Origin of the sequence: Brevundimonas sp. GW460-12-10-14-LB2 (assembly GCF_001636925.1) — a bacterium.
In the GTDB taxonomy this organism is placed as follows: Bacteria; Pseudomonadota; Alphaproteobacteria; order Caulobacterales; family Caulobacteraceae; genus Brevundimonas; species Brevundimonas vesicularis.
Genome location: NZ_CP015511.1, coordinates 1,210,839 through 1,232,484, shown reverse-complemented (window position 1 = coordinate 1,232,484; position 21,646 = coordinate 1,210,839). Strand labels below are relative to the sequence as shown.

Genomic DNA, 21,646 nt, shown 5'->3' with positions numbered 1-21,646 from the left:
CGCGTGATGCGTCGGATCGTTTCGTGCGTGATGACGGCTTGCGCGGATCGGCGAAATGCGAGCCTATCGCGACAAATCGATGGAGACGATGATGATCGGGAAATTGGCGGCGGGTGCAACGGCCCTGGTTCTGGCGGCAGGTCTGTCCGGCTGCATCATCATCGACTCGGACGGCGGAGAGCGGACCGTCGTCGCCCCGGCGGCCGACGCGCAGCCGGCGGGCTATTCCAGTCTCTATGCCGATGCGGTCGCCGATCCCAAACGTCCGGCCGAAGAGGTCGCGCGTGATCCGCTGCGCCATCCGGCCGACATTCTCGCCTTCGCCCAACTCGAGCCGGGCGACAAGGTCGCCGACATTCGCCCCGGCGCCGGCTATTTCACGCGTCTGTTCTCCGACGTGGTCGGCCCGACCGGCCGCGTCTACGCCTTCGTGCCCGAGCGGACGATGGCGCGCGAGAACGCCGGGGCCGATGCGCTTGTCGCCGCCTATTCGAACGTGACGCGGGTCAACGGCCTGCTGGACTCCATGACCTTCGCCGAGCCGCTGGACATGATCTTCATGAGCCAAGAGTACCACGACTTCCACATCCCCGGTTTCAACACCGATGTGGCCAAGATGAACGCGGCGGTGTTCGCGGCGCTGAAGCCCGGCGGCCGCTACATTCTGATCGACCATGAAGCCGCGCCCGGCACGGGCATCTCGGCGGTCCAGACCCTGCACCGCATCGAAGGCGACTATCTGAAGCGCGAGGTCGAGGCGGCCGGCTTTGTCTTCGAGGGCGAGAGCCAGGCCGTCGCCAATCCGGCAGACGACCACAGCCTGAACGTCTTCGACGAGAAGATCCGCGGCAAGACGGACCAGTTCGTCTATCGCTTCCGCAAGCCGGGCTGATCGATCTCGATACTGAGAACCGTTATCAATTAAGGGTTTGGGGCGTTTTGTCCATGCGGCGGACATGGACAAGCCCGCTTCGGGAGAGCAAACAACGCAAAGACATCGCCATAAGCGAAAGAACGCGTAGTTTGTTCGACTATAAGGCCGCCTTTAATAGCTCGGTGGAGCAGGTTCGCAGCGAAGGACGCTATCGCGTCTTCGCCGATCTGAAGCGCGTGCGCGGTCAGTTTCCGCAGGCTGTGCGTCGCCGCGAGGATGGCTCCGAACAGGACGTCGTCATCTGGTGCTCCAACGACTATCTCGGCATGGGCCAGCACCCCGTCGTGCTGGACGCCATGCATAACGAGATCGATGCGGTGGGCGCCGGCGCGGGCGGCACGCGCAACATCTCCGGCACGACCCGCTCCGCCGTCGATCTCGAAGCGGAGCTGGCCCACTGGCACCAGAAGGAAGCGGCGCTGCTGTTCACCTCGGGCTATGTCGGCAACGAGGCGACGCTGTCGACCCTGCAGAAGATCCTGCCGGGCCTGATCACCTTCTCCGATTCGCTGAACCATGCCTCGATGATCGCCGGCATCCGTCACGGCGGCGGCGAGCGTCACGTCTTCATGCACAACGATCTGGCGCATCTGGAGGCCCTGCTGGCGTCTGCGCCGGCCGATGCGCCCAAGCTGATCGCGTTTGAGAGCGTCTATTCGATGGACGGCGACATCGCCGATCTGGCCGGCACTATTGCGCTCGCCAAGAAATACGGCGCCCTGACCTATCTGGACGAGGTCCATGCGGTTGGCCTGTATGGCGAAACCGGCGCGGGCGTCGCCGAGCGCGACGGCGTGCTGGATCAGATCGACATCATCGAATGCACCCTGGGCAAGGCGATCGGCGTGATGGGCGGCTATATCGCCGCCGACGCCATGATCATCGATGCGGTGCGCAGTTGGGCCTCGGGCTTCATCTTCACCACCTCGCTCCCGCCGGCCCTGACCGCCGGCGCCTTGGCTTCCGTGCGTTACCTGAAGGCCCACCCCGAACTGCGCGTCCAGCATCAGGAACGCGCCGCGACGCTCAAGGCCCGCTTCGCCGCCGCCGGCATCCCGGTGATGGAAAGCGAGAGCCATATCGTCCCGGTGCACGTCGGTGATCCGGTCCACTGCAAGATGATCTCGGACATGCTGTTGGACGAATACGGCGTCTATGTTCAGCCGATCAACTATCCGACCGTGCCCAAGGGGACCGAGCGCCTACGCTTCACGCCGTCGCCGAACCACACCGACGCCATGATGGATCATCTGGTCCAGGCGATGGACAAGCTGTTCGCCCACTGTAACGTGGCGCGCCGACCCGTCGCCGCATGACGACGGGCGACGACCTCGGAGAGGTCATCGTCGAATTCACCCGAAACGGCCCCTACCTCAAATGCTCGGCCGTCCATGTCGCGACGGGCCGGGAGGTCAGCGCGATGGGTCCAGTCAACGAACCCAAGTCCGTCGAAAGGGTGGCGATCGCCAAGTTGAGGCGGGCTCTGGGCAAAGGCTGACCACAAGATGTTGTGGTCGCGCGCGGCTGGGGATAGATAGGCCAGCTTCTGATTTCCGGGGATTCCAGAGTGACGGCCTTCACCCACGACGCCTATTTCACCAAGACGCTCGCTGACGCCGACCCGGATGTCTTCAAGGGCATTCAGGGCGAGCTGGGCCGTCAACGCGAGCAGATCGAGCTGATCGCTTCAGAGAATATCGTCTCTCAGGCGGTGCTGGACGCGCAGGGTTCTGTCCTGACCAACAAATACGCGGAAGGCTATCCCGGTCGTCGCTATTACGGCGGCTGCGAGTTCGTCGACGTGACCGAGGATCTGGCGCGCGAGCGGGCCAAGCAACTGTTCGGCGCCGCCTTCGCCAACGTCCAGCCGCACTCGGGCGCCCAGGCGAACCAGGCGGTCTTCTTCACCCTGCTGCAGCCTGGCGACACCTTCCTGGGCATGGATCTGGCCTGCGGCGGACACCTGACGCACGGTTCACCCGCGAACCAGTCGGGCAAGTGGTTCCGCCCTGTGACCTACAAGGTGCGCGAAGACACCCATCTGATCGACTACGACCACGTCGCCGAAATGGCCGAGCGTGAGAAGCCCAAGCTGATCCTGGCGGGCGCCTCGGCCTACAGCCGCCACATCGACTTCAAGCGCTTCCGCGAGATCGCCGACAGCGTCGGCGCCTATCTGATGGTGGATATGGCCCACTATGCTGGCCTGATCGCCGGCGGCGCCTATCCGGACCCGGTCCCGCACGCCCACGTCGTCACCACGACGACGCACAAGACCTTGCGCGGTCCGCGCGGCGGCATGATCCTCTCGAACGACGTCGATCTGGGCAAGAAGATCAACTCCGCCGTCTTCCCCGGCTTGCAAGGCGGCCCGCTGGAACACGTCATCGCCGCCAAGGCCGTGGCCTTCGGCGAGGCGCTGAAGCCCGAGTTCAAGGGCTATGCCCAACAGGTCGTCAAAAACGCCCAGGCTCTTTCCGGCGTCTTGATCGAGCGCGGCCTGGCCATCGTCTCGGGCGGCACCGACAGCCACCTGGCCCTGGTCGACCTGCGGCCCAAGGGCGTGACCGGCAAGGCGACCGAGCATGAGCTCGAAAAGGCGCTGATGACCTGCAACAAGAACGGCGTGCCGTTCGACACCGCCCCGTTCACCGTCACCTCGGGCGTCCGCCTGGGCACCCCGGCCGGCACCACGCGCGGCTTCGGCGAGGAAGAGTTCAAGCAGATCGGCCACTGGATCGCCGACGTCGTCTCGTCGATGAATGGCGGCGACGAAGCTGATCCGGCCGTGGTCGCGGGCGTCGCGGCCCAGGTGCGAGAGTTGACGCACCGCTTCCCGATCTACGGATAAGCGCCTGATGAAGTGCCCTTTTTGCGGTCATCAGGACACCCAGGTGAAGGACAGTCGGCCGTCGGACGACGGCTCGGCCATTCGACGCCGCCGGTCCTGCCCGAACTGCAACGGGCGCTTTACGACGTTCGAGCGCGTGCAGCTGCGCGAACTGGTCATCCTGAAACGCAATGGACGGCGCACGCCCTTCGATCGCGACAAGCTGGAACGCTCGCTGGGGGTGGCGCTGCGCAAACGCCCGGTCCAGGCCGATCAGGTCGAGCAGATGGTCAACCGGATCGTCCGCCAACTGGAAAGCCTGGGCGAGACCGAAATCCCGTCTAGCACTGTCGGCGACTTCATCATGAAGGCGCTGAAGGGCGTCGATGAGGTGGCCTATGTCCGCTACGCCTCGGTTTACAAGGATTTCCGCCACACCGGCGACTTCGCCAAGTTCTTGGGCGACGAAGGGTTCGACGAACCGTCCGGCAAGGCCTGATGCGGGTCACGCTGAAACTGGCGACCTCCTTGGACGGGCGGATCGCCACGGCCTCGGGCGAGAGCCAGTGGATCACCGGCGAAGCGGCGCGGCTTGAGGGTCACCGTTTGCGCGCCGCCCACGACGCGATCCTGGTCGGCGTCGAGACGGTTCTGAACGACGATCCTGAACTGACCGCCCGCCTGCCGGGACGCAGCGTGGATCAGCCCTTGCGCGTCGTGCTGGACAGCCGGCTGCGCACGCCGCAGGCGGCGAAGGTCGCCGGCGAAAACACCCTGATCCTGACCGCCGCAGAACCGCGCACGATCGGCGCCGCCAAGGTGGTGCAGGTCGCCGCCGAGGACGGTCGTCCGACCATCCCAGCCGTGCTGAAAGCCTTGGAAGCCGCCGGCGCAACCTCGCTTCTGATCGAAGGCGGCGGCCAGGTCGCGGCGTCTTTCCTGCGCGCCGATGCCGTCGATGTGCTGGAATGGTTCCGCGCCCCAGTCCTGCTGGGCGGTGAGGGGCGGCCCTGTGTCGCCGCCCTCGCTCTTGCAAAGCTGGCCGACGCCCCCAAGTTCCGTCGCCTGGGCGTCGAGCCCGTCGGGGACGATCTGTGGGAACGCTACGCCCATCTCTGACGCCGTCCAATTTAGACGATTAGACGAATTAGACGGTATTTTTCTCCCAAGGGGTCCAGAGTCCAAATGTTCACCGGCATCGTCACCGACATCGGCCGCGTCCGCGAGGTCCGCGAGACCGATCGCGACCGGCGCTACGAGATCGAGACCGCCTGGAACACCGACGGCATCGATCTGGGCGCCTCCATCAGCAACGCGGGCTGCTGCCTGACGGTGACCGAAAAGGGCCACTATGCACGGGGGGGCTGGTTCGCCGTCGAGGTATCGAACGAGACCCTGTCCAAGACCACCCTGGGCGGCTGGAAGACCGGCGACGGCGTCAATCTGGAGCGGGCCGCCAAGCTGGGCGACGAAATGGGCGGCCATGTCGTGTCCGGCCACGTCGACGGTCTTGGGCGGGTGGTTTCGATCACGCCCGAAGGCGGATCGCACCGGATCGAGGTCGAGGCCCCCGCGCCCCTGCATCGCTATATCGCCGCCAAGGGGTCGATCACGGTGGACGGCGTGTCTTTGACCGTAAACGCCGTCGAGGGTCAGGTCTTCTCGCTGAACATCATCCCGCACACCTGGGACGTGACGACCTTGGGCCGCTTGAAAGTGGGCGATCCCGTCAATCTGGAGATCGACATGCTGGCGCGATACCTCGCGCGATGGCAGGAGACCGCGTGATGCAATTGGCCGCGAACATGAACGACAGCCCGATCAGTCCCATCGAGGACATTCTGGAGGACGCCCGCAACGGCCGTCCCTACATCCTGGTGGACGCCGAGGATCGCGAGAACGAAGGGGACATCATCATCCCCGCGCAATTCGCAACGCCGGACCAGATCAACTTCATGATCCGCCAGGCGCGCGGGCTGGTGTGCCTGGCCCTGACGGCCGAGCGCGCCCAGCAACTGCGTTTGCCGCCAATGGCCGCAGACAACCGCGAGAGCATGAAGACCGCCTTCACCGTCTCGATCGAGGCCAAGGACGGCGTCACGACCGGCATCTCGGCGGCCGACCGCTCGCGCACCATTCATGTGGCGACCGACGCGTCAAAGGGCATGGACGACATCGTCTCGCCGGGACACATCTTCCCGCTGGTCGCGCGCGACGGCGGCGTTCTGGTCCGCGCCGGCCACACCGAGGCGGCGGTGGACATTAGCCGCATGGCCGGCCTGACGCCCGCCGGGGTGATCTGCGAGATCATCAAGGACGACGGCGAGATGGCGCGGATGCCGGATCTGGTCGCCTTCGCCCAGCTGCATGGGCTGAAGATCGGCACCATCGCCGACCTGATCGCCTATCGTCGCCGCACCGAACGCTTCGTCGAACGGATCATGGATACGCCGTTCGAGAGCGTTCACGGCGGACCGTTCCGCCTGATGTTGTACAAGAACACCATCGAGGGCGCCGAGCATGTGGCCCTGGTCAAGGGGCGCATCGATCCGGCCAAACCGACGCTGGTGCGGATGCACCAGGTGGACTTCGCCTGCGACCTGCTGGGCCACGTCGAGGCGCGCCAGGACTATGTGCCCAGCGCCCTGAAACAGATCACCGACCATGACGGCCCCGGCGTCGTCGTCTTCCTGCGCGATCCGTCGCTGAACTCGCTGGCCGAACGGCTGGCGGGCGCGGACAAGCCGGCGGCGATGGATCGATCGCTGCGCGCCTATGGCGTGGGGGCTCAGATCCTGCTGGACCTGGGCGTCAGGGACATGATCGTGATGAGTTCGACGCGACCCGAGCCGACCGCGCTTGAAGGCTACGGCCTGCGCATCGTCGGCTGGCGCGACATGGATGGAGAAATAAAGGCGTGACCGAAGCCCCCCGTATTTTGATTGTTGAGGCGCGCTTCTACGACGACCTGGCTGACGCCCTGCTGGAAGGGGCAAAGGAGACGCTGAAGGCGCGTGGCGCCGATTTCGACGTCATCACCGTGCCCGGCGCGCTGGAGGTGCCGCCGGCCATCGCCCTGGCCGAGGAGGCCGGCCGCTTCCCGACCGCGCCCCGCTATGACGGCTATGTCGCTCTGGGCACGGTCATCCGTGGCGAGACTTACCATTTCGAGATCGTCTCCGATCAGTCGGCGGCCGGCATCATGGCGCTGGGCGTCAAGGGCGTCATCATCGGCAACGGCATCCTGACGACCGAAGACGAAGACCAGGCCTGGTATCGGGCCCGTCTTTCGGAAGGGGATAAGGGCGGCGGCGCGGCCAAGGCGTGCCTGGACCTCATTGCATTGAAGAAGCGGTTGCGTCATGGCGTCGGCGCATGACTGAACCGAACAGCGTCAAAGCCGTCCTCGAACAACTCGCCGAAGCGGAAAAGCAGCGCGCCGAGCCCAATCTGAGCTCCAAACAGCGTCGCGCCCGCACCGTCTCGCGTCTCGCCGCCGTCCAGGCGCTCTATCAGATGGAACTTGCGGGCGAGGGCGTCGAGACGGTGATCACCGAATTCTCGAACTTCCGCTTCGACACCGACATCGAGGGCGAGGCCCTGGCCGAGGCCGACGAGGCCTATTTCGCCGACATCGTGCGCGGCGTGATCGAAAGCCAGCGCGACATCGACGCCGCCATCAAGGCGCGTCTGGCCTCCAACTGGAAGCTTGAGCGGATCGACGCCACCCTGCGCGCCCTGCTGCGGTCGGGCGCCTGGGAGCTGATCAAGCATCCCGAGACGCCGCGCGAGGTCGTGATCGACGAATATGTCGAACTGGCCAAGGCTTTCTTCGACGACGCCGAGGCGCGCTTCGTCAACGCGGCGCTGGACGGCGTATCCAGAGACATGCGCAAATAATGCCGGCGCTCGACGTCGCGGGCGAGTTCGAGACGATCGAGAGGCTGTTCAAGCCCCTGGCCCATCCCGAATGGGGCAGGGGGCTGGCCGACGATGTGGCGGTGCTGCCGTCACGCCCCGGCTGTGACCTCGTCTTGACCAAGGACGCCATCGTCGAGGGCGTGCATTTTCTGCCCGACGATCCGCTGGACACGATCGCCAGGAAGCTGCTGCGAGTGAACTTGTCGGACCTTGCCGCCAAGGGCGCTGAGCCGTTCGGCTATCTGCTGGCCTGCTTCTGGTCGGAACGCTGCGGCTGGCCCGAGCGCGAGGCCTTTGCTTCCGGGCTGGCCGAGGATCAGGCGCGGTTCGGCGTTCATCTGCTCGGCGGGGACACGGTCAAGACTCCTGGCCCGCTGTCCTTCTCTCTGACGGCCCTGGGTTGGGCGCCGACGGGCAAAGTCGTTTCTCGCGCAGGCGCGCAGGTCGGCGACCTCGTCTTCGTCACCGGCGTGATCGGGGACGGGCTTCTGGGGCTCAAGGCGGCGCAAGGACAACTGGCTCTGTCGCCTGAGCGGATGGAGGCCTTGGTCAGCCACTACCGGATGCCGACGCCCCGGACCGACTTCGCCGACATCGTGCGCGAGTTCGCCACAGCATCCGTCGATGTGTCGGACGGCCTGGCTGCCGACCTGGCCCACATCGCGCGGGCCAGCAGGGTCGGCGTGGCGGTCAATCTGAACGTTCTGCCCCTGTCCGCAGCGGCCCAGGCCTGGTTCGACGACCGGGTCGATCCGCAGCTGTCTTTGGAAGACCTGGCTAGTGGCGGCGACGACTACGAGATCGCCTTCACCGCCCATCCGCGCCACGAAGACGCCCTGCGGCGCGAGGCCGAGCGCCGGCTGATCCGTCTGACCCGCATCGGCCAAGTCACCGCAGGTCAGGGCTTGACGGTCCTTTACGACGGTCAGCCCGTGCCGATGGTTAGGAACGGCTGGACCCACAGCTGACGCAGCAAGGGAATCCTAACGCCCGTCCGGCAGGATGTCGTCATGGACCGTAGAACCCTGATCGCCGCCGGAACCGCCGCCCTGACTGGCGCCGCCGCCAGTCGCGCCGCCGCCTCCGGCAGCGAAACGGAGTCGGCGCCAGCGGCCCTGAGCATCGCAGGCCTCGGCCTGCCTGTCATCGAGGGCGGGCGTTTGCGGAACTACGTGTTCGTCGCCCTCAGGCTCGAACTCGGCGCCGGCAAGACCGTCGAGCAGATGAAGCCCAAGGAAGCCTTCTTCCGCGACGCCGTCGTTCGCGCGGCGCACAAGACGCCCTTTACCGTGCCCGGCGACTGGACACGGCTGGACGAGCGGGCCCTGTCCGCCTCGCTGGTGGCGGCGTCTGCGGCGATCTCAGGTCGCGGCTCCGTCCGACGCGTCGAGGTCGTCAGCCAGTCGCCGCGTCGCCGAACGGGCATGCAGACCGCCCGCTGAACGGGCTGACCGACCGCTGTTGCGTCACTCCGCCCGCCATGACAGGCTCCCTAGGCAAATCCCAAAGAACGCACTGACGCGTTCGCCGCGTGCGGGGGGACCGGAAGGCGGACAGAGGCGATAACGCCCGACCGCGCCAAGGCCTGCGCGCCTGTTTGCAAGGGCATGGAAACGCCAATGACGAACTCACTTACGCTGGTCTTCGCGGCCGGTGTGCTGGCGGTGCTGTATGGCGCCGCGCAGACCGCCGTGCTGATGAAGGCGAGCACTGGCAACGACAAGATGCGAGAGATCGCCGCCGCGATCCAGGAAGGCGCCTCGGCCTATCTGAAGCGGCAATATCTGACCATCGGCATCGTCGGGATCGTGATCCTGATCGCCGCCTACTTCCTGATCGGAATCTATGCCGCCATCGGCTTCCTGATCGGCGCTGTCCTATCTGGTGCGGCCGGCTATGCCGGAATGCTGATCTCGGTGCGGGCGAATGTCCGCACGGCGCAGGCCGCGTCCGAAAGCCTGTCCAAGGGGTTGAACCTGGCGTTCCGCTCGGGCGCCATCACGGGCATGTTCGTAGCCGGCGGTGCCCTGATCGGGGTGTCAGGCTACTACATTGTGCTGACCCAGCATCTGGGATTGGCCTCAACGGGCCGCGAAGTGATCGACGGGCTGGTGGCGCTGGGCTTCGGCGCCTCGCTGATCTCGATCTTCGCGCGCCTGGGCGGCGGCATCTTCACCAAGGGTGCCGACGTCGGCGGCGACATGGTGGGCAAGGTCGAAGCGGGTATTCCCGAAGACGACCCTCGCAACGCCGCGACCATCGCCGACAATGTGGGCGACAACGTCGGCGACTGCGCCGGCATGGCGGCCGACCTGTTCGAGACCTATGCCGTGACGACTGTCGCGACCATGGTGCTGGCCGCGATCTTCTTCAGGGGGCAGCCCTATGTGGATTTGATGATGGTGCTGCCGCTGGCGATCTGCGCGGTGTGCATCGTGACCTCCATCATCGGCAGCTTCTTCGTGCGGCTGGGCAAGTCGAACAACATCATGGGCGCCCTCTATCAAGGGCTTATCGTCACCGGCGTCCTGTCCATCGGCGCGGTCTGGTGGGTGATCGACCAGATGGTGACTGGGCCGATCGTGACGGCCAGCGGTCTGGAAATTCAGCCGATGGCGCTGTTTTGGTCCGGCATGGTCGGTCTGGCGGTGACGGCGGCGATCGTGGTGGTGACCGAATACTACACCGGGTCCGGCTTCCGTCCGGTGCGATCGGTCGCCAACGCCTCGGTGTCCGGGCACGGCACCAACGTCATTCAGGGCCTGGCCGTCTCGCTAGAGGCGACGGCGCTGCCCGCGCTGACGATCATCGTCGGCATCGTGGCCAGCTTCCAGCTGGCCGGCCTGTTCGGCATCGCCATCGCCACCACGACCATGCTGGGCGTGGCGGGAATGATCGTGGCGCTGGACGCCTTCGGACCCGTGACCGACAACGCCGGCGGCATCGCCGAGATGGCCGGTCTGCCCAGCGACGTGCGGCATTCGACGGATGCTTTGGACGCCGTGGGCAACACCACCAAGGCCGTGACCAAGGGCTACGCCATCGGTTCGGCGGGCCTCGGCGCGCTGGTGCTGTTCGCCGCCTATACGTCGGACCTGCAGTATTTCTCGGCCAACCCGGCGGACTATCCCTTCTTCGCGGGCATGGGGGAGATCGGCTTCGATCTGACCAATCCCTACGTCGTCGTCGGGCTGCTGTTCGGGGGGCTGCTGCCCTTCCTATTCGGCGGCATGTCGATGATGGCGGTGGGACGGGCGGCCGAATCGGTCGTTGCGGAGGTTCGACGCCAATTCCGCGAGAACCCCGGCATCATGACCTATGAGGTGAAGCCGGAATACGGCCGGGCGGTCGACATCCTGACCAAGGCGGCAATCCGCGAGATGATCGTGCCGTCTCTGCTACCGGTGCTGTCGCCGATCGTCCTGTTCGTCGCGGTGCTGGGCATTTCGGACAAGGCGAACGCCTTTGCGGCTCTCGGCGCCATGCTGATGGGGGTGATCGTCACCGGCCTGTTCGTCGCCATTTCGATGACGTCAGGCGGCGGCGCCTGGGACAACGCCAAGAAGGTGATCGAGGAAGGCTTCACCGACAAGAACGGCGTCGTCCACGGCAAGGGCTCGGAAGCCCACAAGGCGGCCGTGACCGGCGATACGGTCGGCGATCCCTATAAGGATACGTCCGGTCCGGCGGTGAACCCGATGATCAAGATCACCAACATCGTCGCCCTGCTGCTGCTGGCGGTGCTGGCGAGCGGGACCATCGGCTAGGCTAAACCACAGCCATTACGAAAACGCCCCGGAGAGCGATCTCCGGGGCGTCTTTGTTTGGGGAGATGAGCCGCCTTAGTCGGGGCGGCGCTGGCCAGGGGTGTCGTCTTCGGTGCGGGGCAGTTGGCCACGGCCGACGTTGCCCAGCAGTTGTTCCAGAACCGTCAGCTCACGACCGCGCGTCGGCGTCTCGTTGCGGTTCATGGCGATCTGCTCGCCATCAGTCAGGCCGAGAGTGCGCACCGACGCCACCTGATCGCCCTGCGGGACGAAGGTGATCTCGGTCACCGTGCGCGTCGAAACCTTGGGCAGGTTGTAGGTGTATTTCTCGGTCGTCTGGCTGATGTAGTACCAGACCTGATCCGGCTCGAAGGTCGAAGTGGTCGAAGGGGAACCCAGCTTGGCGAGGACGGTCTCCTTGGTGTCGGTGCCGGCGACCACGTCCTGGGGCTTGGCGTCGATGGCCTGGAAGCCGTTGGAGCCGATGGTCGGGGCGCAGGCGGCGGACAGGCCGGCCAGCGAAACAGCGACGAAAAGCGGGACGAAACGGGACATGGTCGGGCGCCTGCGAGAGAACAAGGTCTTTGACCTAGACGGACCTGCGTCCTAGTTCAACGGCGCGGCGGAAAAGGGGCCGTTGGAACCCATGCTGAAAAACCTGTTCAAACCCCGATCCGGCGTCCGTCTCGGCGACGATCTCTACGCCAAGGCCGTCAGTCAGGCCCGCAATCCGGCCTTCTACACGCGCCTGGCGGTCGACGACCGCATCGACGCGCGATTCGAGCTCTACACGCTGCATGTGCTGATGCTCGTGCTGCGGCTGCGCGATGAGAACACGGCTCAGGGCCAGGATGCGGCTCAGGCGGTCTTCGACGTCTATGTCTCGGCGCTGGATCACGTCCTGCGCGAAGAAGGCGTGGGCGACGTCGCCGTCGGCAAGAAGATGCGCAAGCTGGGCGAAGCCCTTTACGGCCGGATGAACGCCTATGAGCAGCCGTTGCGCGCTGGCGATGCGGCGGCTCTGGCGGAGGCGATGGCGAAGAATGTCTATGCGGATCCGCAAGCGCCCCATGCGGACACATTGGCGCGCTATGCGCTGACGACACGCGCGGCCTTGGCGGCGCAGGATTTCAACAAGGTGCTGGCGACGCCGGCCTGGGCGGAAGTTTGAACGAGATGAGCGCGACGCTCCCCTACAGCGAAACGGTGCGGGTCAATCAGATCGGCGCGGGCCTGAGCCGCCGGCTGGAGCCGGATGCAGACACTCGCAAGCGAATCGCCCGCAGCCTCGATCTTCAGGGGCTGGACGACTTCGCCGTCGATCTGGAGATCAAGCCGACGCCGTCGACCAGCGAATGGACGATGAAGGGCAGGGTGACCGCACATGCGGTGCAGACCTGCGGCCTGACGCTGGAGCCCTTGCCGGTCGATGTGGATCGCCGGTTCTCCATTCAGCTTGTCGAAGCCAAGCCCGAGGAAACCGACGAGATCGAGGTCACGCTGGATGAAGAAGACGCCGACGTGATCGAGGACGGCAAGATCGACCTGGGCCAGTATGCGGTCGAGCAATTGTTGCTGTCGCTTGATCCGTTCCCGCGCAAGCGCGGCGCGGAGTTCGTGCAACCTGAGGAGCCGACGGAGATTTCTCCGTTCGCGGCCCTGAAGGCGCTCAAATCCAAAGACGACCAAGGCTGAGGTTGACGTAGGGGCCGGGTGGTTGCATCCCCCGGCGTCGGCGCTATCGTCCAGCGCATCCTGCCAAGCGTCGCGCGACAAGACGACGCGGCCACAAGAGGTCCATTTGCCAGCCCCAGTTACGATCTCGCTTGACGCCATGGGCGGCGATCACGGGCCCTCCGTCGTCGTTCCCGGCATCCGCAGCTATATCCGGACCCATGACGGGGAGGGAGTTCGCTTCCTGCTGCATGGCGATGAGGCCAAGATTGTTCCGGAACTGGCGCGTTGCGGGCTGCCGGCGGACCTCTGCGAGATCCGCCACACCGACAAGGTCGTGGCCATGGACGAAAAGCCGGCCCAGGCCATGCGCCGCGGCAAGGGCTCCAGCCTGTGGAACGCCATCGAGGCGGTGAAGACGGGTCAGGCCGGCGGCGTCGTCTCGGCCGGCAACACCGGCGCCCTGATGGCGATCTCGAAATTGATTCTGCGGATGTCTGCGCCCGGGCTTGAGCGTCCGGCCATCGTCGCCAGTTGGCCCACCTTCAAGGGCCATACGGCGGTTCTGGACGTCGGCGCCAACATCGGCAGCGACGCAGAGCAGCTGATCGAGTTCGCCATCATGGGCGAAGCCTTCCAGTCCGCAGTGCGCGGCATCGCCCGCCCCACCATCGGCTTGCTGAACGTCGGGTCCGAGGAAATGAAGGGCAACGAACAGGTCAAGGAGGCGCACGCCATCCTGCGCGATGGGCCGTTCGACCTGAACTATCACGGCTTCGTCGAGGGCGACGATATCGCCAAGGGCACGGTAGACGTGGTCGTCACCGACGGTTTCACCGGGAATATCGCGTTGAAGACCGCCGAAGGCACGGCGCGCTATATTTCGGCGCTGTTGAAAGAGGCATTGACCTCCAATCTGCAATCCAAGCTGGGCGCCGTCATCGCCATGCCGGCGTTGAAGAAGATGCGCCAGAAGATCGACCCCAGCGCCATCAACGGCGGCCCCCTGTTGGGGCTGAACGGTATCGTGGTGAAGAGCCATGGCGGCGCTGACGCCAAGGGGTTCGGCAATGCGATCCGCATCGCTGTCGATCTGGCCCGCAGCGACTATATGAGCAAGGTGGGGGACAACCTGGGCAAGCTGGACGCAGTGTTCGACCATGCCGCCAAGCCCGCCGCAGCCGTGGGAGAACACCTCCAGTGACCGTCACCCGCAGCGCCGTGACCGGCGTCGGCTCTTACCTGCCGGATGAGATCGTCACCAACGCCGACTTGGCCAAGTTCGTCGACACCTCCGACGAGTGGATTCAGGAGCGCACCGGCATCAAGCAGCGTCACAAGGCGCGCGACGACCAGCCGACCAGCGATCTGGCGGTCGAGGCCGCCAGGAAGGCGCTCGCCGACGCGGGCAAGGCGGCGTCCGACGTCGACCTGATAATCGTGGCCACAACCACGCCCGACATGACCTTCCCGGCCGTCGCGTCGATCGTCCAGGCCAAGCTGGGCGCAGGCGTCGGCATAGCTTTCGACGTGCAAGCCGTTTGCTCCGGTTTCGTCTATGCGCTCAGCGTCGCCGACGGATTCGTGGCGCGCGGCCTGTCGAAATGCGCCTTGGTGATCGGGGCCGAGGAGATGACGCGGCTGATGGACTGGACCGACCGGACCACCTGCGTCCTGTTCGGCGACGGGGCCGGCGCTGTGGTGCTGGAACCGCGCGAAGGGCAGGGGACATCGGACGACCAAGGCATGCTGGGCTTCGCCTTGCGCGCTGACGGATCCAAGACCGATCTGCTCTATGTCGATGGCGGCCCGGCGACCACGGGGACCGTTGGCCATCTGCGCATGGCCGGAAACCAGGTCTTCCGTCATGCCGTCGTGAATATCGCAGAGGGCATCACCGCCGCTTGCGCCGCCGCCAACATCCAGATCGCGGATGTCGACTGGTTCGTGCCGCACCAGGCCAACCAGCGAATCATCAAGGGCGTCGGCGACCGGTTGGGTCTGGACGAGAACAAGGTGGTCTCCACCGTCGCCACCCATGCCAACACCTCGGCCGCCTCGATCCCGCTGGCGCTGGATGCTGCGATCCAGGATGGACGGATCAAGAAGGGCGATATGGTGCTGCTTGAGGCCATGGGCGGCGGCCTGACCTGGGGCGCCTGCGCGCTTCGGCTCTAATCGACATCGAGGCATTGATTTTTCGGGGGCTTTGCGCCCCTATGGATGCGAGCGGATCGCATGACAGCGGGGATAAGATGGCAGGCCAACAGACCGTGACGCGCGCCGACTTGTGCGAAGCCGTACATGAAGAGGTCGGCCTGTCGCGTCAGGAATGCTCCAGCCTGGTCGAGCGCACCCTGGAACTGATCGTCGAATCGCTGGAACGCGGCGAGACGGTGAAACTGTCCGGCTTCGGCGTCTTCCAGGTGCGTGAGAAGCGCGCACGGATGGGCCGCAATCCCAAGACGGGCGAACCGGCGGCGATCAATCCGCGCCGGGTCATCAGCTTCCGCGCCTCACAGATCATGAAAAGCCGGGTTCACGACGCCGTCGTCGAGGCCTGATCGCGGTGGCCAAGAGCGCCGACGCCTTTCGAACCATTTCCGAAGCGGCCGACGAGGTCGGTGCGCCCCAGCATGTCCTGCGGTTTTGGGAGACGAAGTTCGATTTCGTCACGCCTGTGAAACGGGCCGGCGGTCGGCGGTTCTATCGGCCTCAGGATATCGCGGTGCTGAAGGCGGTCAAACGCCTGCTGCACGACGATGGGCTGACGATTCGCGGCGTCCAGCGTCTGCACAAGGAACAGGGGCTGAAAAAGCTGATCGGGGCGGAGGTCGCCGCACTGATCGACGACGGCGATGTCACGATCTCAGCCGCTTCTTCCAACGTCGCGCCGGCCGAAACCTCGAATTTGCATCAGGTTCTGGCCGATCTGGAGCAGGCCAAAGCGCGTCTGGACGCCGTTCTTTCACGGTAGGTGGAAAAGTCGTTTTAGCGTTTGCGGACAGCGATCCCCCCGTCTATAGGGAGCGCCTTCGGAGCGTGGCGCAGCCTGGTAGCGCACTTGACTGGGGGTCAAGGGGTCGCAGGTTCGAATCCTGTCGCTCCGACCATTCTTGAAAAAGAATGATGATGGTGGGGTCGTCCTTGCGGGCGGCCCCATCGCCGTATCTGGGGGGAGGTTCGGCGCTCAGCCGCGCTCGGCCCATCGCAGCAATGGGATGAGAGGCAGGCCCCAGGCCGTCCCGCCGATGCCGAAGAACAGGAAGTCGATCCACTGCGACGGCGGCAGCATTCCGCGCAGGGCGATCAGGCCCCAGACCCAGAAAACGAGAAAGAGCAGCACGCCGATCGCGGCGACGAAGCGACGCAGACGCGGCGGCATCAGCGCTTGTTCCGGAACAGGAAGAAGGCCACGAGACAAATGCCCGACCCCACGAGCGCCCACGGCACCCAGACCCAGCTGTCCATGGTGCTGACCGCGAAGACCCGGACCGCCAGAAACCATCCACAGGCCAGGCCGATCCCGGACACAAGGCTTGTGCCGCCGAAGCCGCGCCGGCCCGTCAGAAGGTCCGCGATCCAGGCCAGCAGCAGGCCGCCTGCGACGGCGGCGGCGATATCGGCGTATTGCAACCCTGATCTCCTGCGGCGACAGCGCCGTTAACTCAATCCGACTCGATCTTGTCGCTTGGGGCGGGCATACCGCACCGGTCGCGTCTGGTCTTTGTTCGACGCGACACCATATCCGGGTCAGTGTCAGGCGTCGAATGAACCGTTTCGGAAATCCAGATCGTAACCGCGCCGTCGCCGTGTGGCTGTTCGCCACGGCCGCCGTCGTCTTCCTGATGGTGGTGATCGGCGGCATCACGCGGCTGACGGGCTCTGGCCTGTCGATCACGGAATGGAAGCCCATCATGGGCGCCATTCCGCCTCTAAACGACGCGCAGTGGGCCGAGGCCTTCGAGAAGTACAAGCAGATCCCGCAGTACGCGCAGGTCAACGCCGGCATGAGCCTGGGCGAGTTTCAGGGCATCTTCTGGTGGGAATGGCTGCACCGGCTGATCGGGCGTCTGGTGGGTATGGTGTTCGCCCTGCCGCTGATCGTCTTTCTGCTGTGCCGTCTGGCGCCGGCGCGGTCGGTATTCCACCAGTGGGCCATGCCCAACCGTCTGATCTGGCGCTGTGTTCTGCTCCTGGCCCTGGGCGGCCTTCAGGGGCTGATCGGATGGTGGATGGTGTCCAGCGGCTTGTCGGAGCGGGTTAGCGTCGCGCCGGAGCGTCTGGCGACGCACCTGGGCCTGGCGTTTGTGCTGTTCGCCGCCCTGATCTGGACGGGGCTGGAGGCCTGGAACGGCGAGGATCACGGCCGCCCGCCGTCGGGTTGGGCCAGGGGCGCCGGCCTGCTGCTGGGCGCGGTGTTTCTGCAATGTCTGCTGGGCGCCCTGGTTGCGGGCGGTCATGCGGGGCTGGTCTATACCGACTGGCCGCTGATGAACGGCGCCGTTTTGCCGCCGGCCGACTGGAGCCTGGGCGCGGCCGCCTTCCTGCATGATCAGGCGCTCACGCAGTTCAATCACCGACTGGTCGCCTATGGTCTGCTGATCGCCGTCAGCATCTATGCTTTCCAGGCCTGGCGGTGGCGCGTAGCGGAGGGAATGGGGCTCGGCGCCTTCACGCTTGCGGGTGTGATCTGGTTCCAGGCTCTGCTGGGGATCGTGACCCTGGTGCATGCGGTTCCAGTGTGGCTTGGCGTATTGCACCAGGCGGGCGCCGCGATCGTGCTGGCGACGGCCACCGTGAACCTTTGGTTGGTGCTGCGGGCTCAGCCGCGCATCTTCATGTCCGGACCGAGGACCATGGGCCTCTGATCGCCAGGGTCATGCCGTGGTACATGATGTTGACGAACAGCACCTCGCCATCCGGCGAGAAGCAGCAACCGGCGAACTCGGAGTTGCCGGTGAAGACGTTGCGGCCGATCGTATAGACCTTGCCCTCTGGCGTGACGCCTTTCAGGTGGTTGCGGACGTCCGAGGAATAGTTGTCCTCACACAGGATCAGATGGCCCCAAGGCGCGACGGTGATGTTGTCGGCCATGTTCATCGTCTTTGGGTCAGTGCTCTCGACGAACAGCTGAAGACGATCGTCGGCGCCGTCCACGCCGGGAACTAGGCGCAGCACCTGACCGCGTCGGATTGGTCCGCCCGAGGTCGCTGTGAAATACAGCTCGTCATCGCCCCACCAAACGCCTTCGCCCCGCGCAACCCAGGCCGCGCCGGCCGCGTGACCGCGCTTGGCCAGGTCGCCATTAGGAGATTCGACGTCGTCCAGATCGATCCATTCGATCCCCCTCCAGTCGCCGACAGCCCAGGAGCGACCATCCTGATTGCGCGTGTCGGCCGAGGGCGCGCCCTTCCAGGCCATCGCCTGAAGCCGGCCCCCCTCGATCAGCTTGCCGGGCGCATTGGGAATGAAGCGATAGAAGAGGCCGGCGTTGTCGTCTTCGGTCAGATAGACGACGCCAGTGCGGGGATCGACGCAGACGGCCTCGTGATCGAACCGGCCCATCGCCTTGAGCGGCACGGGATCGACCAGGCCAGTCGCGGTCGCCGGCACTTCGAACACCCACCCGTGGGCCTTGGTCACATCGGCGTCGGCCGGCGTCTCCAGCGTCTCCTCGCAGGTCAGCCAGCTGCCCCACGGCGTAGGGCCGCCGCAGCAGTTGGTCGAGGTGCCGGCCAGCGTCAGATGTCGGCTGACCATCCGGCGGGTCGCCAGATCATAGATGATGGTGGAACAACCGCCGGGCAGGGGGCGGCCATTCTTATAGGTGTCATAGCCCTTGGTGGCGTCCAGCAGGTCAAGCCGTTCCTCACGAAGGCCGCCGGGGCCGAGGTTGCGATGCAGGCCGCTGGAGCCTTTCAGCTCGTGATTGACGACCAGGGCCACGCGAGACCCTTCCAGCGGGAAACAGGCCATGCCATCGGGCTGTCCGGGAGCGAACAGGCCGTCGTCCATCGTATCGCCGCTCTGGGCCACGACCTGATAGGAAAAGCCTTCGGGCAGATCGAGCAGGCGATTGGGATCGCGCTGCAGCGGGCCGTAGCCATGGACCTCGTTGACGTAGGTCTCTTCACCCGCCGTCTGAGCGGCGGCATGACGCGCCAGTCCCGAGAAGGCGGCGGCTGCGCCCGTGGCGATCAGACCGCGACGATGAAGGATCATGAAGGGACTCCAAAGCTGTCGTCTTTGCGATGCCCGCCTATAATCATCCTTTGATGACGTTTTATGTTACGCCGTAACGCTGCCTAGCCTCTTCGCGTCGGGTATTTTAATACCGTATTTGAAAAACTTCGTTAAAACAATGCGTTGTGGCAAATGCGATGTTGTCTAGTGCGTTGACGCGACCAATCGTCTCCTGTATTAGCGCGCCTTCATTCGGTTCCCTCGGGGGCCGGACCCGATTTTCGTCTCCAGGAACCCCCTCATGCTGAAGAGCACTACGGCTTCGTTGAAGCCGGCCGAGGTCGAGAAGAAGTGGATCCACATCGACGCCGAAGGCGTCGTGGTGGGCCGCCTTGCGACCTTCATCGCCAACCGTCTGCGCGGCAAGCACCGCGGCGACTACACCCCGCACGTCGATTGCGGCGACTATGTCGTCGTCACCAACGTCGACAAGGTGGTGTTCACTGGCAAGAAGAACACCGATAAGATCTACTATCGCCACACCGGTCACCCGGGCGGCGTCAAGTCGACCACGCCTGAGAAGGTTCTGGGCGGCCGCTTCCCCGAGCGCGTGCTTGAAAAGGCCGTCGAGCGCATGCTGCCCAAGGAAAGCCCCTTGGCCCGCAAGCAGATGACGCACCTGCGCCTGTTCGCCGGCGCCGCGCACGACCACGAAGCCCAGCAACCGGAAACGATCGACTTCAAGTCGGCGTCGCCCAAGAACACCCGGAGCGTCTGAGCATGACCGACGTGACCAACACCGAAACCGCCACCGGCTTCGACGCCCTGAAGGGCCTGAGCTCTTCGGTCGAGAACGACGCGCCCGTCTATGTCCAGAAGCTGGACGCCCAAGGCCGCGCCTATTCGACCGGCAAGCGCAAGAACGCCATCGCTCGCGTCTGGGTGAAGCCCGGCACCGGCAAGATCACCATCAACGGCAAGGACCAGGAGCAGTATTTCGCTCGTCCCGTGCTGCGCATGATGATCGCTCAGCCGCTGACCGTCTCGGACCGCGCCACGCAGTATGACGTGATCTGCACCGTCGAAGGTTCGGGTCTGTCGGGCCAGGCCGGCGCCATCCGCCACGGCCTGTCGCACGCCCTGACGCACTTCGAGCCGGAACTGCGCAAGGTCCTGAAGCCGCACGGCTTCCTGACCCGCGACAGCCGCGTCGTCGAGCGCAAGAAGTACGGCCGCGCCAAGGCTCGCCGCAGCTTCCAGTTCTCGAAGCGCTAATCGCGTTTACGCGGTTTGGATTTGGGGCGCTTCGGGGAGACCCGGAGCGCCCTTTTTCTTGCGCCTTTGCTCCTTAAGCGGAGAAGGGACGGGAGAGACAAATGACCCACACCATCTTCATCGACGGCGAGGCCGGCACCACGGGGCTGGAAATCCGCGAGCGGCTGGAAGCGCGCCCGGATCTGGAACTGCTGTTGCTGGGCGAGCGTCGTCGGGATGCGGATGCGCGGCGTGAGGCCCTGAACGGCGCCGATGCGGTGATCCTGTGTCTGCCCGACGATGCGGCGCGGGAAGCCGTGTCCATGATCGAAAACCCGTCGGTCAAGGTGATCGACGCCTCAACCGCCTATCGGGTCGCGCCCGGCTGGGCCTATGGCTTTCCTGAAATGGATGCCGGGCAACGTGCGCTGATCGCGCGCTCTCAGTTCGTGTCGAACCCCGGCTGCTATCCCACGGGCTTCATCGGCCTGATGCGGCCGCTGGTGAAGGCGGGTCTGGTGCCCGCCAACTATCCGGTCACGGTCAATGCGGTGTCGGGCTATTCCGGCGGCGGCAAGGGCATGATCGCCGAGTTCGAAGCCGCCCCAAAAGACAGCGGGGGCGCCACGACCGCCTATCGCGCCTATGGTCTGACGCTGAGGCACAAGCATGTGCCCGAAATGACCAAACACATAGGTCTGAGCCGAGACGTGCTGTTTACGCCGGCGGTCGGCAACTATCGACAGGGCATGCTGGTCGAGGTTCCGCTGCATCTGGCGGCCCTGCCGGAAACCCCCTCTGTCGAACGGCTGCACGGCGCCCTGGTCGAGGCCTACGACGGCCAGCGGTTCGTCGAGGTCGCCGACCTGGAGGAGAGCGAAGCCATGACCGGCATCGAGCCCGAAGGCCTGAACGGCACCAATCGCCTGCGTCTGCATGTCTTCGGCGATCGCAATGGCGAGCAGGCGCGGCTGGTCGCTTTGCTCGACAATCTGGGCAAGGGCGCGTCGGGCGCGGCGGTGCAGAACCTGAACATCATGCTGGGCCTGGATGAGGCGACCGGCCTGATCTGAGGTCTGA

General features: G+C 65.3%; 27 protein-coding genes and 1 tRNA gene. 24 read left to right on the top strand and 4 right to left on the bottom strand.

Translation table 11 applies throughout. The features are described from left to right. Positions 1 to 55 precede the first annotated feature (55 nt). The 13 genes from A4249_RS06055 (at position 56) to A4249_RS05995 (ending at position 11,452) form a co-directional block, all read left to right on the top strand. Entirely contained in the window at positions 56 to 892 is an 837-nt protein-coding gene (locus A4249_RS06055; RefSeq protein WP_066551578.1) for a class I SAM-dependent methyltransferase, read from the top strand. A gap of 131 nt (positions 893 to 1,023) precedes the next feature. Beyond that, complete coding sequence (gene hemA, locus A4249_RS06050; RefSeq protein WP_066551577.1) at positions 1,024 to 2,250, top strand: 5-aminolevulinate synthase; 1,227 nt, start codon at positions 1,024 to 1,026, stop codon at positions 2,248 to 2,250. Next, a complete protein-coding gene (locus A4249_RS17155) occupies positions 2,247 to 2,432 on the top strand; it encodes a DUF6898 family protein (RefSeq protein ID WP_066551576.1) in 186 nt (61 codons plus the stop codon). Before hemA ends, A4249_RS17155 begins: the two co-directional genes overlap by 4 nt. Positions 2,433 to 2,501: 69 nt before the next feature. After that, positions 2,502 to 3,785, top strand: coding sequence for a serine hydroxymethyltransferase (gene glyA / locus A4249_RS06040; RefSeq protein WP_039245111.1), 1,284 nt, complete (start codon positions 2,502 to 2,504; stop codon positions 3,783 to 3,785). Between the two features lie 7 nt (positions 3,786 to 3,792). Beyond that, positions 3,793 to 4,263 (top strand): transcriptional regulator NrdR, encoded by a 471-nt coding sequence (gene nrdR / locus A4249_RS06035; protein ID WP_039245113.1) that lies wholly within the window; start codon positions 3,793 to 3,795, stop codon positions 4,261 to 4,263. Then, positions 4,263 to 4,883, top strand: coding sequence for a RibD family protein (locus A4249_RS06030; RefSeq protein WP_066551575.1), 621 nt, complete (start codon positions 4,263 to 4,265; stop codon positions 4,881 to 4,883). The genes nrdR and A4249_RS06030 overlap by 1 nt, the downstream gene beginning before the upstream one ends. A gap of 66 nt (positions 4,884 to 4,949) precedes the next feature. Continuing rightward, positions 4,950 to 5,552: a riboflavin synthase gene (locus A4249_RS06025; protein WP_066551574.1), complete on the top strand. Its 603-nt coding sequence runs from the start codon at positions 4,950 to 4,952 to the stop codon at positions 5,550 to 5,552. Next, positions 5,552 to 6,685, top strand: coding sequence for a 3,4-dihydroxy-2-butanone-4-phosphate synthase (ribB, locus tag A4249_RS06020; protein ID WP_197458469.1), 1,134 nt, complete (start codon positions 5,552 to 5,554; stop codon positions 6,683 to 6,685). Before A4249_RS06025 ends, ribB begins: the two co-directional genes overlap by 1 nt. Further along, complete coding sequence (gene ribH / locus A4249_RS06015) at positions 6,682 to 7,143, top strand: 6,7-dimethyl-8-ribityllumazine synthase (RefSeq protein ID WP_017503913.1); 462 nt, start codon at positions 6,682 to 6,684, stop codon at positions 7,141 to 7,143. The genes ribB and ribH overlap by 4 nt, the downstream gene beginning before the upstream one ends. Then, positions 7,140 to 7,664: a transcription antitermination factor NusB gene (nusB, locus tag A4249_RS06010; RefSeq protein ID WP_066551573.1), complete on the top strand. Its 525-nt coding sequence runs from the start codon at positions 7,140 to 7,142 to the stop codon at positions 7,662 to 7,664. The genes ribH and nusB overlap by 4 nt, the downstream gene beginning before the upstream one ends. After that, positions 7,664 to 8,653, top strand: coding sequence for a thiamine-phosphate kinase (thiL, locus tag A4249_RS06005; RefSeq protein ID WP_066551572.1), 990 nt, complete (start codon positions 7,664 to 7,666; stop codon positions 8,651 to 8,653). The genes nusB and thiL overlap by 1 nt, the downstream gene beginning before the upstream one ends. A gap of 42 nt (positions 8,654 to 8,695) precedes the next feature. Next, positions 8,696 to 9,127, top strand: a complete 432-nt coding sequence (locus A4249_RS06000; protein ID WP_045811165.1) for a hypothetical protein — start codon at positions 8,696 to 8,698, stop codon at positions 9,125 to 9,127. Between the two features lie 177 nt (positions 9,128 to 9,304). After that, complete coding sequence (locus tag A4249_RS05995; RefSeq protein WP_066551571.1) at positions 9,305 to 11,452, top strand: sodium-translocating pyrophosphatase; 2,148 nt, start codon at positions 9,305 to 9,307, stop codon at positions 11,450 to 11,452. Between the two features lie 75 nt (positions 11,453 to 11,527). Here A4249_RS05995 and A4249_RS05990 read toward each other — a convergent pair whose 3' ends face one another. After that, positions 11,528 to 12,007, bottom strand: a complete 480-nt coding sequence (locus A4249_RS05990; RefSeq protein WP_017503908.1) for an outer membrane protein assembly factor BamE — start codon at positions 12,005 to 12,007, stop codon at positions 11,528 to 11,530. Between the two features lie 91 nt (positions 12,008 to 12,098). Between A4249_RS05990 and A4249_RS05985 the strand changes: the two genes are divergently transcribed. The 7 genes from A4249_RS05985 to A4249_RS05955 all read left to right on the top strand — a co-directional run bounded on the left by A4249_RS05985 (position 12,099) and on the right by A4249_RS05955 (position 16,239). Then, the gene (locus A4249_RS05985; protein WP_066551570.1) at positions 12,099 to 12,623 is read left to right on the top strand and encodes a ubiquinol-cytochrome C chaperone family protein; all 525 of its coding nucleotides are present in this window, start codon (positions 12,099 to 12,101) and stop codon (positions 12,621 to 12,623) included. A 5-nt stretch (positions 12,624 to 12,628) separates the two neighbouring features. After that, positions 12,629 to 13,147: a YceD family protein gene (locus tag A4249_RS05980; protein WP_066551569.1), complete on the top strand. Its 519-nt coding sequence runs from the start codon at positions 12,629 to 12,631 to the stop codon at positions 13,145 to 13,147. A gap of 139 nt (positions 13,148 to 13,286) precedes the next feature. Then, a complete protein-coding gene (gene plsX, locus A4249_RS05975) occupies positions 13,287 to 14,330 on the top strand; it encodes a phosphate acyltransferase PlsX (RefSeq protein ID WP_066551568.1) in 1,044 nt (347 codons plus the stop codon). Continuing rightward, positions 14,327 to 15,304 carry a beta-ketoacyl-ACP synthase III gene (locus A4249_RS05970; protein ID WP_066551567.1) on the top strand — a complete coding sequence of 326 codons (978 nt, stop codon included), beginning with the start codon at positions 14,327 to 14,329 and terminating at the stop codon, positions 15,302 to 15,304. Before plsX ends, A4249_RS05970 begins: the two co-directional genes overlap by 4 nt. A gap of 77 nt (positions 15,305 to 15,381) precedes the next feature. Further along, positions 15,382 to 15,690, top strand: a complete 309-nt coding sequence (locus tag A4249_RS05965) for an integration host factor subunit alpha (RefSeq protein WP_026108237.1) — start codon at positions 15,382 to 15,384, stop codon at positions 15,688 to 15,690. 5 nt (positions 15,691 to 15,695) lie between these two features. After that, on the top strand, positions 15,696 to 16,103 hold the full coding sequence (locus tag A4249_RS05960) for a MerR family transcriptional regulator (RefSeq protein WP_066551566.1): 408 nt from the start codon (positions 15,696 to 15,698) through the stop codon (positions 16,101 to 16,103). Positions 16,104 to 16,162: 59 nt separating this feature from the next. Then, positions 16,163 to 16,239: transfer RNA gene (locus tag A4249_RS05955), tRNA-Pro, on the top strand. Positions 16,240 to 16,316: 77 nt separating this feature from the next. Here A4249_RS05955 and A4249_RS05950 read toward each other — a convergent pair. Both A4249_RS05950 and A4249_RS05945 read right to left on the bottom strand, forming a co-directional pair. Then, positions 16,317 to 16,511 carry a DUF2842 domain-containing protein gene (locus tag A4249_RS05950; RefSeq protein WP_017503901.1) on the bottom strand — a complete coding sequence of 65 codons (195 nt, stop codon included), beginning with the start codon at positions 16,509 to 16,511 and terminating at the stop codon, positions 16,317 to 16,319. Then, positions 16,511 to 16,762: a hypothetical protein gene (locus A4249_RS05945; RefSeq protein ID WP_017503900.1), complete on the bottom strand. Its 252-nt coding sequence runs from the start codon at positions 16,760 to 16,762 to the stop codon at positions 16,511 to 16,513. The genes A4249_RS05950 and A4249_RS05945 overlap by 1 nt, the downstream gene beginning before the upstream one ends. A gap of 134 nt (positions 16,763 to 16,896) precedes the next feature. Between A4249_RS05945 and A4249_RS05940 the strand changes: the two genes are divergently transcribed. Further along, a complete protein-coding gene (locus tag A4249_RS05940; RefSeq protein ID WP_066551565.1) occupies positions 16,897 to 17,997 on the top strand; it encodes a COX15/CtaA family protein in 1,101 nt (366 codons plus the stop codon). Here the strand turns inward: A4249_RS05940 and A4249_RS05935 are convergent. Next, positions 17,966 to 19,351, bottom strand: coding sequence for an alkaline phosphatase PhoX (locus A4249_RS05935; protein WP_066551564.1), 1,386 nt, complete (start codon positions 19,349 to 19,351; stop codon positions 17,966 to 17,968). The genes A4249_RS05940 and A4249_RS05935 overlap by 32 nt on opposite strands. Positions 19,352 to 19,613: 262 nt before the next feature. On the opposite strand from A4249_RS05935, the gene rplM reads away from it, so the two are divergent. The 3 genes from rplM to argC all read left to right on the top strand — a co-directional run bounded on the left by rplM (position 19,614) and on the right by argC (position 21,639). Continuing rightward, entirely contained in the window at positions 19,614 to 20,090 is a 477-nt protein-coding gene (gene rplM / locus A4249_RS05930; RefSeq protein ID WP_017503897.1) for a 50S ribosomal protein L13, read from the top strand. A gap of 2 nt (positions 20,091 to 20,092) precedes the next feature. Then, complete coding sequence (rpsI, locus tag A4249_RS05925; RefSeq protein WP_017503896.1) at positions 20,093 to 20,587, top strand: 30S ribosomal protein S9; 495 nt, start codon at positions 20,093 to 20,095, stop codon at positions 20,585 to 20,587. 101 nt (positions 20,588 to 20,688) lie between these two features. Further along, the gene (argC, locus tag A4249_RS05920; protein WP_066551563.1) at positions 20,689 to 21,639 is read left to right on the top strand and encodes an N-acetyl-gamma-glutamyl-phosphate reductase; all 951 of its coding nucleotides are present in this window, start codon (positions 20,689 to 20,691) and stop codon (positions 21,637 to 21,639) included. Positions 21,640 to 21,646: the final 7 nt, after the last annotated feature.

Coding starts and splice junctions, on each gene's coding strand:
- A4249_RS06055 (WP_066551578.1), top strand. CDS start 56: ATGCGAGCCTATCGCGACAAATCGATGGAGACGATGATGATCGGGAAA.
- A4249_RS17155 (WP_066551576.1), top strand. CDS start 2,247: ATGACGACGGGCGACGACCTCGGAGAGGTCATCGTCGAATTCACCCGA.
- nrdR (WP_039245113.1), top strand. CDS start 3,793: ATGAAGTGCCCTTTTTGCGGTCATCAGGACACCCAGGTGAAGGACAGT.
- A4249_RS06030 (WP_066551575.1), top strand. CDS start 4,263: ATGCGGGTCACGCTGAAACTGGCGACCTCCTTGGACGGGCGGATCGCC.
- A4249_RS06025 (WP_066551574.1), top strand. CDS start 4,950: ATGTTCACCGGCATCGTCACCGACATCGGCCGCGTCCGCGAGGTCCGC.
- ribB (WP_197458469.1), top strand. CDS start 5,552: ATGCAATTGGCCGCGAACATGAACGACAGCCCGATCAGTCCCATCGAG.
- nusB (WP_066551573.1), top strand. CDS start 7,140: ATGACTGAACCGAACAGCGTCAAAGCCGTCCTCGAACAACTCGCCGAA.
- thiL (WP_066551572.1), top strand. CDS start 7,664: ATGCCGGCGCTCGACGTCGCGGGCGAGTTCGAGACGATCGAGAGGCTG.
- A4249_RS06000 (WP_045811165.1), top strand. CDS start 8,696: ATGGACCGTAGAACCCTGATCGCCGCCGGAACCGCCGCCCTGACTGGC.
- A4249_RS05995 (WP_066551571.1), top strand. CDS start 9,305: ATGACGAACTCACTTACGCTGGTCTTCGCGGCCGGTGTGCTGGCGGTG.
- A4249_RS05990 (WP_017503908.1), bottom strand. CDS start 12,007: ATGTCCCGTTTCGTCCCGCTTTTCGTCGCTGTTTCGCTGGCCGGCCTG.
- A4249_RS05985 (WP_066551570.1), top strand. CDS start 12,099: ATGCTGAAAAACCTGTTCAAACCCCGATCCGGCGTCCGTCTCGGCGAC.
- A4249_RS05980 (WP_066551569.1), top strand. CDS start 12,629: ATGAGCGCGACGCTCCCCTACAGCGAAACGGTGCGGGTCAATCAGATC.
- plsX (WP_066551568.1), top strand. CDS start 13,287: ATGGGCGGCGATCACGGGCCCTCCGTCGTCGTTCCCGGCATCCGCAGC.
- A4249_RS05965 (WP_026108237.1), top strand. CDS start 15,382: ATGGCAGGCCAACAGACCGTGACGCGCGCCGACTTGTGCGAAGCCGTA.
- A4249_RS05950 (WP_017503901.1), bottom strand. CDS start 16,511: ATGCCGCCGCGTCTGCGTCGCTTCGTCGCCGCGATCGGCGTGCTGCTC.
- A4249_RS05940 (WP_066551565.1), top strand. CDS start 16,897: ATGAACCGTTTCGGAAATCCAGATCGTAACCGCGCCGTCGCCGTGTGG.
- A4249_RS05935 (WP_066551564.1), bottom strand. CDS start 19,351: ATGATCCTTCATCGTCGCGGTCTGATCGCCACGGGCGCAGCCGCCGCC.
- rplM (WP_017503897.1), top strand. CDS start 19,614: ATGCTGAAGAGCACTACGGCTTCGTTGAAGCCGGCCGAGGTCGAGAAG.
- rpsI (WP_017503896.1), top strand. CDS start 20,093: ATGACCGACGTGACCAACACCGAAACCGCCACCGGCTTCGACGCCCTG.
- argC (WP_066551563.1), top strand. CDS start 20,689: ATGACCCACACCATCTTCATCGACGGCGAGGCCGGCACCACGGGGCTG.